This is a genomic window from Leptospiraceae bacterium, from assembly GCA_016708435.1.
In the GTDB taxonomy this organism is placed as follows: Bacteria; Spirochaetota; Leptospiria; order Leptospirales; family Leptospiraceae; genus UBA2033.
Genome location: JADJFV010000003.1, coordinates 129,550 through 145,558, shown reverse-complemented (window position 1 = coordinate 145,558; position 16,009 = coordinate 129,550). Strand labels below are relative to the sequence as shown.

Below are 16,009 nucleotides of genomic sequence, written 5' to 3'. Positions count from 1 at the left end.
GTCGGGAGAATTCAATTTGAATCAAAACTTAACTCAATAGCTCCCATTTTATAGTCTGCTATCAATTTTGTGCCTTGCTGGTAATTTCCTTTCAAAATAAATTCGCTTAAAGAGTTACCAAGCTCGCGCTGAATGAGTCTCTTGAGTGGTCGTGCCCCATACTCTGAATCAAATCCTGTTTGACAAAGATGCTTTTTTAGCTCGGAGCTATACTTTACTTCTAAACCACTATTCTTTAATCGCTCAGACAATTCCTTCAATTGAATCTCAACGATTTTTTCTAGCACAGATTCATCGATTCGATTATAAATAACAATCTCATCTAAGCGATTCAAAAACTCTGGCTTAAATTGTTTCTTCAATTCTCTGTCAATAAGTCTTTCCTTTTCTTCTATCGTAATATCTTCCTGTAATATCGAAGTGCCAATATTGGAAGTCATTATAACAACTGTGTTCTTAAAATCTACGAGTCTTCCCTTTCCATCGGTCAACCGACCTTCATCAAACAACTGTAAGAAGATATTGAAAACATCTTTATGTGCTTTTTCAATTTCATCTAACAATATTATGCTGTAAGGTCTTCTGCGAATAACTTCCGTTAGCTGCCCACCTTCATCATAACCAACGTAGCCAGGTGGCGCTCCGATTAATTTGGAAACCGAATGCGATTCCATGTATTCACTCATATCTATTCGAACAATTGCCGCTGGATCATCGAATAAAAAAGCAGCTAAAGCTTTAGCAGTTTCCGTTTTACCAACTCCCGTAGGACCTAATAATAAGAAAGAACCAGTTGGTCGAGTTCCATCACTGAGCCCGGCTCTCGATCTTCGAATCGATTCGCATAACAGTGATATAGCGTGATTTTGTCCTACCACTCTCTCCTTTAATGCATCTTCCATATGAAGTAATTTTTCTTTCTCGCCTTGTAGCATTTTACTTACAGGAATTCCTGTCCATCGAGATACGATATTTGCAATGTCTTCCTCTGAAACTTCTTCCCGAAGAAGTCTATCCTGCCCATACACTGACGATAACTCTTGATTTGCCGTAAAAAGCTCTTTATCAATTTCGATTAATTTACCGTAACGAATCTCTGCAACTAAATTCAAATTACCATTACGTTCCGCTTCCTTTTCCAAATTTTTATATTTCTCAAATTCTTCTTTAAGAGATTTAATCTTTTGAATTTTTTCACGCTCACTTTTCCATTTTGTTTGAATAAGGGAAAATTCTTCTTCATTTTTAGAAAGTTCAGATTCTAATTCTTCTAACCTAGAAACAGATGCTTTATCCTTTTCTTTCTTTAATGCCTCTCTTTCTATTTTCAAGGATTGAATTTTTTTCTGCATTCGATCCATATTTTCAGGCATACTATCCATTTCGATTCTCATCTTACTGGAAGCCTCATCAATTAAATCAACAGCTTTATCCGGTAAAAAACGATCAGTTATATAACGGTTTGATAAATTCGCCGCAGCAATAATGGCAGAATCCTTAATTCGAATTCCGTGATGCAATTCGTAATTACTCTTCAAGCCGCGCAAAATCATGATTGTCTCCTCAATTGTGGGCTCTTTAGCAAAAACTGGTTGAAACCTCCTCTCTAATGCAGCGTCTTTCTCTATATATTTTTGATACTCTTTGAGCGTGGTAGCGCCTATACACCGTAATTCGCCACGAGCGAGTGCAGGCTTAAGCATATTAGATGCATCGAGAGAACCTTCTGTCGCACCTGCACCTACGATAGTGTGGATTTCATCAATAAATAAAATAATATTTCCGTCTGAATTCTTTACTTCATCTAAGAGTGCTTTTAAGCGATCTTCAAATTCTCCTCGATACTTTGCACCCGCAATCATCGCTCCTAAATCAAGGGCAAATATGGATTTGCTCTTGATTCCATCTGGAACATCTCCGGCAATAATTTTTCCGGCAAGTCCTTCTACAATGGCAGTCTTGCCTACACCGGGATCGCCAATGATGAGCGGATTATTCTTGGTTCGACGAGAAAGAACTTGTATAATTCTTCTTATCTCTTCATCTCTCCCAATTACAGGATCTAGTTTTCCTTTTCTTGCTTGCTCATTCAAATCCCGTGCATATTTTTTCAATGTATCAATTTTTGTTTCAGGTGAATCGTCCATAACAGTTTTACCTTTTCTTAAATTCCGAATGCTCGTAGTTAAATTATTATAATTAAGTCCTTCTCTATTGAATTCGCTTTTTAAATTTGTTTTACTATCAGATAGGAATGCGGCTAATACATGCTCGGTGGACAGGTATTCGTCTTTCAACTCAGTTCGAATCGTATCCGCTTGTTTTACCACCGCCATAAGCCCTCTCGAAGGCTCTATATGCATCCCACCCTGCACCTTTGGCAATTTAGTAATAGCCTGTTTTGCTAAATTCTTAAACTTTATTCTATCAAGATTAAGATGAGAAAGTAAAATTTCTCCCATACCAGAATCATCGGTTAATATCGAATATATAATATGCTCTTCTGTCTGCTCGGAATTATTTTGCTCTTCAGCAAATTGAATCGAATGAGTAAATGCTTCCGCCAATTTTCGAGTAATTTTATCTAATTTCATATCTTTATTATTTGACTTTATAAATTCGTTTCAATCATATTTTCACAATCCAAAAAAATTTCTATTTGGTGATTTTTATCACAATTCATTTTACGATTTATTTTACTTCTGCAAGGTTGCGTGATTGTAAGAGTAGCTTCGTATATTCATTCTGTGGATTGTCCAATATTTTTGATGTAAAATTTTTCTCTACAATTTCACCATTTTGAATTACGTATACAAAATCACAAAGCTTCGATATAAAATCTATATCATGCGATATTAAAAATATTGTAATTTTCTTTTGCGAGTTTAATTCCCGTATAAGCCGCAAGGCTTCTTTTTGAATTAAGGGATCAAGTCCACTAACCGGCTCATCCATGAGAAGGACTTCCGGATTACAAAGAATAGCCCTAATTAAGGATATTCGCTGTAATTCTCCGCCTGAAAAACGTTTTATACTTTGAGATAAATATTTTTCCGAAAGAGAAAATTCCTTCATCAAGGGTTTAATTCTTTCGAGTTTTTCTTGCTTTGAAATAGAAGTTAAAATATGCAAAGGCTCTTCTAAACATTGAAGTAAATTCCATCGTGGATTGAAGTAACTCCCCGGATCTTGGAAAACAGGTTGCACATACATACGGTTTTCTGCACTAGCAATTTCTCCTTTGATAAAAATCTCGCCCTCAATTTTTGCATCTTCAGGCATTTGTATATTGAGTATTGTGCGAATAAGAGTAGTTTTTCCGGAACCTGAGCCTCCAATCATTCCAGTAATCTTACTTCTTTCTATTGAAACAGAAATGTCTTTTAATATTCTATTTTCTAGAATTGAAACAGTAAGATTCTTAATTTCTAAAACGTTTTCCATGGATTAACAACCGGTATTTTGTAAAAAGAAGTTTCTTTCACGCAAAGACGCGAAGGCGCAAAGAAAAGAATCAATCTTGATCAATTGGTTCAACTCGAAACGAATATCTTGAAACTACAGGGTCCCAATAACGTAATTGATCGAGATCTACCTCAAACCAATTTCTTTTTTCCCGATCAAGCCATTTCGTAAATTGTAAAAGTTCTATTTCCATATTATATTTATTAACTTCTAAATTTAGATCGGTAATTTCTGTTTTGGGTAAAATATCCGTTAGCCCGCGCTCTACCATTTTTCTCTTAATCGAAATTTCGTCAGCAGGACTTCCCAGAATATACCATTTGTCATTTTTCTTCTTTACATCCATCTGTTCAAAGAGTTCACCAAGAGTGCGTAAGGTCTTTGTCCTAAGCGTGCGAAACAGTATACGCGAAGTAGCCGGAAGCCCTGTAATCACTGCAAGTAAAAGCATTACGGCTTGAAAATTTCTTATGGTTCCTACTGCATCTTTCTCTCCAGTCTTAGGATGAACTTTTTCATAGTAAATTCTCCATTGTAAATCAGAAAGTCCTACTTTAATTAGCAAGTAAACATTTACAAAGCGCTTCAATGCACGTGGAGAGAACCCTAAAATCGGTGCGAGCGTTAAAGAGAAATCACTTTCTTCTCTCTTAATCGTTAATTGCTCCGCATCAGCAGCAGATTCTTCTAACTTAAATGGAAATTCTTCCGATGAATCAGATTCCGTTAAATTAGAACTAGCATCTTTGGATTCAGTTTGTATTTCATTTTGTAAAGCAGGATTTAAACTATCCTTTCTTTCTAATCCCGAAATATTTTTAGAAATGTCAGAGTTTGCATTTATATTCACTGCCTCAGAGTTAGCCATTATCCTTTCAGAGACAACAATTTTATTAGAATTAACATCATTCAAAGGATTGGATTCCTTTGCAGGTTCCGATTCAAGGTTACTTTCCATTAGCTGCGTAAGTAGGTTTCTTCTTCCCTCGATATTCATAAAATATAACCAAAATGGAATTTGAAATATTTTCTCCAAATAATCATGCGGGGTTGCCCGAAAGCTATCCGGAATTCCATCACCGTCTATATCTGCTGAATCATCTTGTCCGAATAAATCTTTATATCCGATACGAAGAGATTGGGATACCCATCTTGCATCTACAGCAACAACGACAACGAAAGCAGGAAAGGATAGAAGCAAATGAACCGCTTGCAACACTTCGACAACTTTATCAGGGGGACATCTATCTAAATCATCGATATACAATACAATTCGATTAATCATATAACCGTCGTTATCTTTCACTTCTCCAGCTAACATACTTTTATTGTATTTTTCAATTAGATTCGATAACTGCTCGAAGTCTGTCCGAATCTTTGCCTGTAGTCCCAAATGCTTAGTGTATTCATCCGTGCCCATTCGACCTTTAATAAATGTAGATAAATAATCTCCATCTGATGTTTTATCTAGATCAGATTCTAACTTTTGAATTTCCGAACGGGCGTTTTCCTTTTTTTCTTCAAATGTTTTTTTCTTTGCTTCTAAATCAGCGAGTTTCTTCTCTTTTTCTTTCTCTTTTTTTTCAAGCTCTGCATTCAAATCAGGAATTGTATCTTTTATTTTTTTAAAAAATTGTGGAGACCAATTTAAATATTTCGTAGCCCATGACTTTAATCCAACATAGATTGGATACACAGGAGCAAGCATAGCAGTTATACTTCCAATCACACTCAATAGCAAATCAGTAGAAAATTTAGTAATTTTATCTATCCAATCCGATCCAAAAAATATATTTAGCAGATAACTAAGAGTAGCCCAGAAAACTCCGAGTAAGAATAGAATTAGAACAACGATTCCAAAATAAAGATAGCCTTTATATCTACTCTTTACTTGTTCTAGTAAAGGAAGAGATTTGAATTTATCACTCTCCGCGTAAATTCGTTGCATTTGAGAAGCAATCGGCTCATCGGGATTATACTCTATGCCAGCTTTTTTACACCATTCTTTTATTTCATCAGGGCTAATCTTTTCTTTGATAGCAGAGTCGAAAGATTTATCGAATAAATTGTAAATTACTGATTTGTAATTTACAGATTCTTTTTCTATTTCAGCAGTAATGTCATTTACTTTAGCTGAAAATTTTTCTTCATCCTTTTCTAAATCCAATAAACCATTCTTCTCACTCTCAATTCTTTTAATAAGAAAATTTCTTCGCTCTTTCACTTCATCAACTGGCTCACCCTTAATTCTTAAATTAGAGAAAATATGATTCACAAGACTCGCCCAGAGATTTGCGTCCACAAAATGCCAGGTATTAAATTCGATTTGAACAATATTTCCATAAAAAGCCAGATTACTCTGCTCAACACCTGCTTTGGCTTCTGATCGCATACTCTTTGTTAGTCTCTCAATTTCTTTAGAGAGCTTGCTCATAAAAAAACTCTTTCCTGCTCCCCAATTTCCAAAAAGACCAATAGATAAAGGTGGGTGGACAGATTTGGCAGAAATTAAACGAGCAAAAGCATCAACTGCATTTGTAATTCCCAATCTATCATCACTCACATTTGCATTGTGATCGGCGCGGTATTGATTGAGTGCCTTCCAGCGGTTTTCCTTATTTGCCGTTTGTGATGGAGTGCTAACGAAAGTTAGAAATTTTTCTAATACATTTGCAAATTCTATCGCGTTATTATAACGACTACTTGGTCCTTTTTTACATGCTTTTTCTAATATAGCTTGAATTTCACCTGCGGCTAAGTATAATTTCTCTTTGCCGCTAATAATTGAATTTAATCCCTTTGCAAGAAGTTTGTAGGTAATTGTAGGTAGAACTTCATTGGTTTGTTTGAATATAAGTGTTTGTGTATCACCGGTAAATGGTAACTCACCCGTCAACAATTGATAGAGCATAATTCCAACAGAATAAATATCACTTCTTCTATCTACTCTCTTAAGCTTACATCTCTCAGGACTCATATATTCTAAAGTTCCAACGAGATTTTCGCTTTTTATTTTGTTACCATCTTCAATTTGTTTGGCTAATCCAAATTCGCCGATAACAGGCTCTCCATTTTTCTGTGTAAAGATTGCGTCCGGCTTAAGATTTCGATGGATCACATTTTGCTCATGAATCTCGTGTAGTCCTTTCAGAATTTTTATAGTGAGTCCTATTGCCTCTTCGATTGGCATTCCTTTCGTGCCATAAGTATTCAAAAGCCAAGACAAAGTGCCATTATCCGCATACTTCGAAATAAAATAGGGTCGTTCACCAAGCATCCCTACTTCTTTTACTTTTAAAATATTGGGATGATCTAGCTGTGCATTTAAATTTATACCAGTGATAAATAGATCTCTCAAATCTTCTGGTTGATCTTTTTTTAAAAGTCTAATTACAAATTTTTCACCTGTTGGAATATATTCACATAAAAAGGGATCTGATTGTGTTCCTCCATCAATTCTTCTTTCTACTTTATAATCCTTTGCCGCAAGGCTTTCCTGGAGTAATTCTAAATCACTCAGTTCTTTGAATTGCTTTAAATTGTATCCGCAATTAGAACAAAAGATTGCAATGCTTGGATTTTCAGTTTTACAGCTTGGGCAGATTAAATTCATTACATTTCAACTCTGAATGTTTTATCGCCGATTTTAATTTCAGTCCCTGAAACCAATTCTAGCGTTTTATTGATATTAGCCTTTACAAATACATTCTCGGACATTACATTTAAGAAAACCTTTTCCCCGTCCATTTTGAATTCGCAAATATTTTCACTAAAGTCAGCACCTTTAACGGAAATATCTCCGCTTTTCCCGACTATCGTTTTATCAGTTAAGAAAAATTCTTGTAAAACAGATTGATTTTCTAAAACTACGATCTTTACTTTTTTGGCATCATTGGCAGCATCTGCAAGAGGGCTCCCACACTGCATACAGAATTTGGACTTAAGTGGATTAGTATACTTACACATTGGATTTGGACATAGGATAACGGATGAAATTATTGTTTCGCTCATAAAATATCTTTATGAATAGCATTCTTAAATTACAAGAATTTTTTTAGAACTTATATCCGAATGTGAGCCAGATATTTCTTTTTTCAAGCGGATGCATAGTTGGATATTTGCTTTCCACATTCCATAGCCCTGAATACTTTTCTCCAGATTTGTGGGTATTGTTCTTCGAATATCTACAAAATTCAATCCAATATGTTCAGACAAAATCCTGAGCGCATAATAAATTGTAACCACTGGTATTTTATTGCTCGCAACATTTTAATTAGCCTTATTCGTTGCTACTTCTACAGCTTGCAGTCTTCATAGCTTAAAATCTGAATTTGCTTTCTTAAATGGCAGCTGGTGCATCAGACATTCATTGGCAAATCCAAGCAAATACAATTATCCTATTTAGGAAAACAGATTTTTTATCTTCTTTGCAATCTCATTTTCTGGTTCAAGCTCAAGAACTCGATAACAATATTTTTTTGCATTCTCGAAATTTTCTAACAATCTATAAACATCACTTAAGTTCAGCAAATTCCTTACTAGATTTGGATTTATTCTTTCGAGTAAAGTAGATATCGCAAGAGCGTCATTGTATTCCGCCATTTTCTTGTAAGAGATTGCAAGATAATAAAGCAACTCTTCTTCTCTTTCAAATTGGGAGGTATAGGAATTTAAAACTTCGATTGCTTTCTTATACTCTTTTGTCTTATAGCATAAAATACCGAGAAGGCGACTTAGCTTTTGATGAGTTCTATCCAAAACAAAAGCCGAATAGAGAGTTGAGATCGCTTCAGGAAAACGGTTCTTATGCGCTAATGACTTACCTTCAAGATATGCATTCTCTGTATCTAACGCAATATTAGTATGAATATCAGTTGTTGTCTTAGTCGATCCGTCCTTATTTACTTGCACCATTATTTCAGAACTAGTCTGAAGACCTACCTCTTTCGGGAAATCTTCTTCTGGCACATAATCTTCCTTATACCCAATTCTTAGTAACGATAAATCGTCAATGATGTGACCGAGTCCTTCGATGGAATGAATTATTTCATTCAAATTTGTATTTGCTTTTTCTACAAACCCAAGAAATAGAGTTTCGTCTTCGTTAATAGTTCGAACAGAATCGTTAGGCGACAAATCAATATCATCCCGTCCATCAGATCCGAGAATAATTACATCGCCTTGCTCTAATTGAAAAGAATTCACTCTGAATTCTACATCAGAATCAAATCCAATCTTTCGAAGCTGCATTCCTTCTTCAATAAAAGAAGCCTTTCCGTCTCGACATAAAACTGAATACGGATGCTCTGCGTTTATATAAAAAGCTTTTCCTGTCTCATCTTCGATCATAAATATCACAGCTGATATTACCATACTACCATTAAAAGATTTAAACACCGAATGAATCTCAGTGTATACATGAAAGAGCCATTCTTCTGGCGTTTGATTTAAAATTTTATTCTGAGAAGCAGATCTTGCCATGATCGAATTCATGACAACACCCATAACAAGAGACCCACCGGCACCCTGCATGGACTTACCCATTGCATCCCCATTCATCGCCATCGTATAACGTTTGAATTTGTCCTTTGTGCCTAATCGTAAGTTGCCGGTAATACAAATATCTCCACCTAGATCAGCGTGTTTTCTCTTAAACTCAAATTGTTTTTTTTGTTTGATGATAAATTCTGTTTTAACCAGTTTGGATTTATTAGCATTATAAAATAAGGGTTTAGCAAGAAGAGATGTTAAAAAATAATCACCGTCCTGCTGAACTTTCAGAGCTTCGATCAATTCCATTTTTTCTCTCACTTCTTTCGTTCTCTCCTCGACTTTGTTTTCCAAATTCTCCGCATAATCTTGCAATTCCTCTCGCGCCTGACGTATGGAACGAACCATAGAATTGAAGGAAACAGATAGGAATCCGATTTCATCGTAGGACTTTACAGGCACTTGCACAGTGAGATCACCATCATTTACATTCTTAACTCCAGTAAGTAATTTATTCAGAGGACGAACCAAACTCGTTTTAAAAAGCATTGGGAAAAATGTTAATACTAAGAATACCACAGCAACCATTGCATAGACTATTTTTCTAGAAGATTGATGAATTGTTTGTCTATATTGTAAAAGACTGAAGCCGACCTCATATCGATTTCCTTCTTCAATGAAATCAAAATGAGTATAATATTGAAATCCCGCGTTTCGATACAGGCGCTTCATTTCCGGCAATTCAGTCTTTGAAATTTCATTTAAGGCTAATACTTCTTTATCCTCTTCTGATAAATTTTTTTCCTTAATCCTTGATTTCTTTTCTTTGAGAAGAATTTTCTTTTCAATGCTTTCACCCTTGGCAATTTCTTCAAGAGTCAAAAGAGGATTACGCGTAAAAACAATTGTGACCTCATCACTAAATAAAGATGCAGTCGCTGGCTTTATTAACACATATTCCACTTCTGATGGAATTTCATCCCAACTTCCGCGTGCAATTGCCAGTTTTGTTTGGCTAGTTTGCAGTAACCGCTTCTCGTTATAATTTACTTCGCTTTCAGATAGAGTGATATCGCCAACATAACCTAAAACCACTAGAATGGCTCCGAGAGAAATTCCAACCAACTTTACCATAAAAGAAGTTGGCTCAGGTGAATTATTAATATAAGCAATGGCAATATAATAAATCACGATCATAGTTGAAAAAGAAAATAATAACGCATACAAATCATACGATATCTTATCTGATTTCACTAATACATTTAAAAGAGCAATTAGAATATGAATGAAGATTGGTATCGCAAAATCACGAGTAGACTCTGCATCCTTTCCCTTTGGATTTACGATTTTAATAATTCCAACAAGAAAACGAGAAATAAAATGCATTGGATAAGAAGTAATGCTATTTGGTTTACCAAGCCATTTAGAAAAAAAGCCTTTGTATTCCGAGTAACGTATTGTTTTTCTAAGCAAATTTAAAACTGGGATAACAAAAAGTAAAACAATGACCAACCCTACTTCTTTTCCAAAATCAAAAGTATAAATCTGCGCTTTGAAGCTATACATTTTTTCCATCGGTAACGTTTTCAGGACAAAGTGAATATATGCAATAGTGGCGAGTAGAAAGGAAATAGATATTACGACTATCGCTTCCTTTGGTCTATCATTTTTCGGATAATAATAAGAAAACCCTACAAGACATGCGTTACCAAACATAACAAGACAGGAAAAGTATCGATGGTATGCACCAAACTCAGCAAAAATGGAATAGGAAGCCGTGTATGCCCCGAATAAAAACATTTCTCCAATGAAGAAACCAATTAACCAATACGTTGATCTGACTTTTTCCTTTTTGAATATAAGGAAAAAAACAATAATCATGCAAATCAAAGTATCAAAGAAAACACCCGGAGAATAATACGAGAATAGTAACCAATTCATTGCGTTAATATGAATCAATGCCAATGTAAATCAACAAAGTTTTTTTCACTTAACTGGAATTCTCCCCAATAAAAACATTGCAAACCATTGAGCAGCGCCGAAGGTGGGTTACACCTAACGGTGGGTTTGCCAAACTCAATGTTGCTACTGCGTTGCGCAACATAAGGCGGGCTATTGATTCTATTACTTTATTAGATTTATCTAATATTCTTAAGTAAATAAAAAGTCCCGTTGTTTTACTCTTTTGCGTATGGTGCGTTACTTATTAAAATTCAAGATTGTTTCATATAAAATTTGAATTCCCATTTTTAAATGACTTACGCGAATGCTTTCATTTTTCCCGTGAATTCCATCTAGCTCATAGTCAGTTAAAAGAGCAGGAATTAGTCCATAACATTTAAATCCATGCATTCTAAAATAAGAAGAGTCAGTCGTTCCCGGAGATAAAAACGGAGTAACCACCGCTTCGGGCACAACTTTCACTGCTGTTCCAGCTAGAGTTTGAAAAAATTTGCTATCCATCGGGGATACCGTTGCAGCTTCCGCATGCTTAACTTTTATTTCAATTTTATATTTGTCTGCGATAGATTTTATTTTAGCAAGATATTCATCTGGCACAACACCGGGTAACAGACGTATGTCCACAGTCGCCTTTGTATGATTTGTTATTACATTGATTCCAATAGGATCTGAATCAATCCCTGTAACGCTAATCGTATTCGAAGTCATCGCTCTTAAATGTTTATTAGATTGAATAACACCTTTTAATACCAATTGAATCAGCGGATTACGAGAACGTTTTAGAACGAATGAATTTGGGAAACTGCTAGCAACACCCATTTGATAAAAAAAGGCAGAGGTAATATCAGTGATGATTGTATCTTTGGAAAATGTTTGGAGTTCCAAAAGAAATTCCAACATATTCTTAGCCGCGTAAGAAACAGGCGGAGTGCTTCCATGACCCGATTCGCCCTTAGCCTCTAATTCTAACCAGAGAATTCCTTTCTCTGCATATTGTAGATTAAAAATTTTACTACCTTTAACGGCTACTCCATCGGTGCCGCTACCACCCTCATTATGGATAAATTCATAACCTTTAAATAAATCTTTGTAGTTATTCACCATATACTGCGCACCATGCATAGAGCGACTCTCTTCATCTGCAAGAGCAATAAACATAAGCTTATGTTTAAGTTTAATTCCTGATTTTTTAATGAGTAGCATTGCATGAAGCTGCATCATACCGAGCCCCTTCATATCGACTGCGCCACGCCCGTAGATTCTATCTTCAATTCTAATTCCTTCAAAGGGCGGATACTTCCATTCTGCCGCTTCCGCCTCTACAACATCCATATGATTCATAAAAATAACACCACCTCCCTCTTCTGTCCCTGGAAGTTCGGCAATTAAATTAACTCTATCAGGCTTTCCTGGATAAGAAATTAATTTTACTGTGACTCCATTTTTTTCCAAAATGCCTTTCAGAAAATTGGCAGATTCAATTTCATTTCCACGAATCGTTTTGATTCTAATGTATTTTTGTAAATCATTCGCCGCTTCTTCGGAGATAGCAGTGAAATCAGGAAGATTTGGATTTTCAGACTGAGAAATATTTTTTAACCCTGATTCAGTGAATGCAATTGTGTAAAATAAGAGAACAAGAACGAGAGCAAAGATAGAAAGGAATAATTTTTTCATAATTGAATTCAAACAAAGAGGAAATATTTATGCAACACTTATTTTTGAAAAAAGAACTTTACTTTTTTCTTAACTTTCGATTTCATTTCTTCCAGTTCCCATTCTCAAGATTAAAATGTTAAAGAAAATCTCCCTCAAAATTAAAATACTCTCAGGCTTTATCGCTCTCAATATTCTAATCAATGCTATGCTCGGCATATCTTTATATAGGATAGCGGAAAGCATTTACTTCGAGTCTTTTATTGCGCATAAGCTTTCTCTTGCCCGCTCTATTTCGTATACCTTTAACAAAGTAGATTTAAAAAATCTATCCGAGCCGAATGCACTCAAATTAGACAAGTTTTGGGAAATTTACAATCAGATACTCAAAATAGAAAAAAAAGAGAAGCATATTGTGTGGATCTTTGCTCTATACTATGATCGTGAGCAGAATACAATGCGATATGCGATAGATGGAACCATTTTTGGTCTCGATACGGTTTGGATAGAAAATAAAAATTTCGGCTTTCAATTTTATAAAAATGAAAAACAAGAATACGTTATTCGCTGGAACGCTAGCGAAGAAAACCTACCATATACACTAAAAAGAAAAAATTCTAGTTTTATACTTGGATTTGAGAAGAATACATTTACAATCAACGGCAAGCCAATTTTTAAAGTTTTAGAAACAGATTCACTTTCCATTCAAATTCAGGATACGGTTTTGAATAAGGATAATAGAGATTATACCCTGCAAACTAATATGAATGGAAATGAGGAAGACTTAGTCTTTAGTTACGCAGAAAAAAATAGTCTATCTTCAGTTCCCGGACTACTTTTTAGAGAAGATAAGGATTTAACAAATCGATTTATCCAGACAATAAATTCATGCGAAGATTATATTCCAAATGACCTGGAGGAAACCTCTTATGGATTATTCTTGTATACCGGTGCTAGTATAAAGGGAAGCGAATGGATCCTGCAGCGGATTATTGTTAGTTGCCAGTGATTTAAAAGACATATACGCGTTTAGATCAATTCTAATGTATTCCGCTTTAGGTGTAGCCACATTTACTTTTCTAATATCCGTCATCATTGCCTACGTTTTATCTAACTATATTAGCCATCCTTTAAATAAGCTTTCCATCGCCGTACAGGAAGTATCCGCTGGAAACCTTACAACTATTTTAGAAATCAGTTCGGGCGATGAATTCGAATTTTTAGCTCGTGAATTCAATGTAATGACAGCCAGCTTGCGCGACGCGAATGCGGAAAAGGTAAGATTGATTTCAATGGAAAAAGAATTAAGCCTTGCAAAGAAAATACAAGACTCTGCCCTTCCAAAATCAATTCCAAAATTTCCAGGTCTAGATATTAGTGTTCTTTATAAACCGATGGATTTAGTCGGTGGGGATTATTACGACTTCTTTGCCATCGACTCACATCGCATTGGTGTTCTCATAGCAGATGTTGCAGGGCATGGAGTTTCCGCTGCAATCATTGCTTCCATGCTGAGTATCGCATTTAAAAATCATGTAGCACATGCAGAATCTCCCGAGGCAATGCTCAGTCGAATTAATCATACGATGCATGGTAAATGCGGCAATATGTTCTTAACCGCTGCCTATATGGTAATTGATACAAAAACCAAAATCATCCAATTCGCAAATGCTGGTCACCCTTTCGGATACATCTATAGAGCAAATTCAAATGAATTTTTCCCCTGTGACTCGAAAGGACGACTACTCGGTGTTTTCCCTGAACTACATGCGGCTAAGATTGATATTCCGTTTCAGACGGGTGATCGTATCATGCTATTTACAGATGGAATCATTGAATCGAGAAAGGAAAATGGCGAACTGTATGAAGAAGAGAGACTAAAACAAGTATTAGCCTCTCATTCCAATTTGAATCCTAAAGCTTTAAATCATAAAATTTTATCCGAATTGGAAGCATGGCAGGGTTCATCCATCTTTTCCGATGATTTAACACTCATTATGATTGATTGCAAAAATTAAAAACAATTCGGTGGTTATTTAGTATTAACTCCTACTTTCTTTGCTTCAACATATTTCCAAACTAATACAGAGAACACAATGAGTAAGCCCAAAGATTCTCTTGCTTCTTCGACTTCTCTATTTTTTACCATGCCTAGACTAAATATGGGACCAGCTCCATATCCATTTAGAGCAACTAAAATAGAAGCGGCGAGAGTCATCGACCAAACAAAGGAAACTACTATGCCCGCCAATAGAAATGCTTTGTAGTATTTGCCTTTAGCCGCAAGAAAGCACATGAGCGAAGCATAGGAATAAATGAACATCCATATGAGTGGATCTGGATCGTTATATTGAACTGCCGCAAAGAGTAAAAATAAAATGGTTAGTATATAGTTTGGAATACGCATTAGATTTAGTTTGCCCCTCTTCCTTTTTGGCTTGCATAATATACAACTTTCCTAGCACGCATAACGTCCCCGAGTGGTCGGTGTGCCAAAAATGCATTCCATGGATCAAAAATAGTTTTCTCCATTTTATCAGCTAATGCCTTCGACTCTTCTGAGTCTAAATTCTGAGAAGGAATTGTTAATTTTGCAACGGTTACGTAAGGAGACTCTGACTCAAGCCAATCTATGGAAGCATCTTCAATAGGAGTAATTTTCTCATCTACAAAGAATTGCAATTGTAAATTAAATTCCACTGATTCTTTCGCCAAAGCTTTTTTAATATCAAGCGACAAATCGGAATTATTCGGTGGTAAATTTGGCTTAGCCGCTACTGGAATTAATCGAACACGAGCAGCATAATCACCACAAGCAATCGGAGCAGCTGAATAGAAAGTCTCTGTCATAAATCCAGAAAATGGCTTACCGAAAGTTTTTACTGTTTTCATAATCTTCTGAACTCCACCAATGATTCCGTAAGTTCCCAGCATATGTGTCAACAAAGCAAATGGACTTTCTGAAGCGGCTAACACAAGAGCTATGAAGGGAGCAGATTTAGGAAAAGAAAAAGCAGATTGATTGATAAGCGTAAAATCTTGATTTTGCGTATTTCCATTTCCAAGAGCACTAGGAGCATTCTGTCCAAGAACTTTAATTGCAAAGCCGCGAATATCAGGAAGAGAATCTGACTTCACATCCACACCACCATTTGAAATACGAATCCAGGCATCATGAACACCTGACTTTGCAAACAATCCTTGGCTTGCATATTCAGGTAAATTTTCAAGAACCTGCAATTTTGCCTGCAAACCACAAATCATTTTTCTATGTAAGGCTCTTCCGTTTCCAAAGATAGCAGATTTTTTCTTTTGAATTTCAACTATTTTCTCTGCATATTCATTGAATCTTTTTTCCTCATCTACGGCAACGTCCTCTTTCCAATCTTTACTTGGTGCTTTCATGAAATTATTCCATCCTGTTTTTTATTTAGTT

The 16,009-nt window shown here is 35.6% G+C and carries 10 protein-coding genes; 2 read left to right on the top strand and 8 right to left on the bottom strand.

Annotation, left to right across the window (positions count from 1 at the left end):
* Nucleotides 1-11: 11 nt before the first annotated feature.
* The 6 genes from IPH52_08090 to IPH52_08065 form a co-directional block, all read right to left on the bottom strand.
* Nucleotides 12-2,594 (bottom strand): AAA family ATPase, encoded by a 2,583-nt coding sequence (locus IPH52_08090; protein MBK7054998.1) that lies wholly within the window; start codon nucleotides 2,592-2,594, stop codon nucleotides 12-14.
* 97 nt (nucleotides 2,595-2,691) lie between these two features.
* Entirely contained in the window at nucleotides 2,692-3,444 is a 753-nt protein-coding gene (locus IPH52_08085; GenBank protein ID MBK7054997.1) for an ABC transporter ATP-binding protein, read from the bottom strand.
* 70 nt (nucleotides 3,445-3,514) lie between these two features.
* Nucleotides 3,515-7,078, bottom strand: coding sequence for a protein kinase (locus IPH52_08080; GenBank protein MBK7054996.1), 3,564 nt, complete (start codon nucleotides 7,076-7,078; stop codon nucleotides 3,515-3,517).
* Nucleotides 7,078-7,476, bottom strand: coding sequence for a hypothetical protein (locus IPH52_08075; protein MBK7054995.1), 399 nt, complete (start codon nucleotides 7,474-7,476; stop codon nucleotides 7,078-7,080). The genes IPH52_08080 and IPH52_08075 overlap by 1 nt, the downstream gene beginning before the upstream one ends.
* 390 nt (nucleotides 7,477-7,866) lie before the next feature.
* Nucleotides 7,867-10,896, bottom strand: coding sequence for a SpoIIE family protein phosphatase (locus IPH52_08070; GenBank protein MBK7054994.1), 3,030 nt, complete (start codon nucleotides 10,894-10,896; stop codon nucleotides 7,867-7,869).
* 258 nt (nucleotides 10,897-11,154) lie between these two features.
* Nucleotides 11,155-12,594: a M20/M25/M40 family metallo-hydrolase gene (locus tag IPH52_08065; protein MBK7054993.1), complete on the bottom strand. Its 1,440-nt coding sequence runs from the start codon at nucleotides 12,592-12,594 to the stop codon at nucleotides 11,155-11,157.
* 115 nt (nucleotides 12,595-12,709) lie between these two features.
* On the opposite strand from IPH52_08065, the gene IPH52_08060 reads away from it, so the two are divergent.
* Together IPH52_08060 and IPH52_08055 are read left to right on the top strand one after the other, a co-directional pair.
* Entirely contained in the window at nucleotides 12,710-13,582 is an 873-nt protein-coding gene (locus IPH52_08060; protein ID MBK7054992.1) for a hypothetical protein, read from the top strand.
* A 34-nt stretch (nucleotides 13,583-13,616) separates the two neighbouring features.
* Nucleotides 13,617-14,591 (top strand): SpoIIE family protein phosphatase, encoded by a 975-nt coding sequence (locus IPH52_08055; protein ID MBK7054991.1) that lies wholly within the window; start codon nucleotides 13,617-13,619, stop codon nucleotides 14,589-14,591.
* A gap of 14 nt (nucleotides 14,592-14,605) precedes the next feature.
* Here the strand turns inward: IPH52_08055 and IPH52_08050 are convergent, their stop codons facing one another.
* Both IPH52_08050 and IPH52_08045 read right to left on the bottom strand, forming a co-directional pair.
* Nucleotides 14,606-14,980 carry a transmembrane 220 family protein gene (locus IPH52_08050; GenBank protein ID MBK7054990.1) on the bottom strand — a complete coding sequence of 125 codons (375 nt, stop codon included), beginning with the start codon at nucleotides 14,978-14,980 and terminating at the stop codon, nucleotides 14,606-14,608.
* A gap of 5 nt (nucleotides 14,981-14,985) precedes the next feature.
* On the bottom strand, nucleotides 14,986-15,978 hold the full coding sequence (locus IPH52_08045) for a catalase (GenBank protein MBK7054989.1): 993 nt from the start codon (nucleotides 15,976-15,978) through the stop codon (nucleotides 14,986-14,988).
* Nucleotides 15,979-16,009 lie beyond the last annotated feature (31 nt).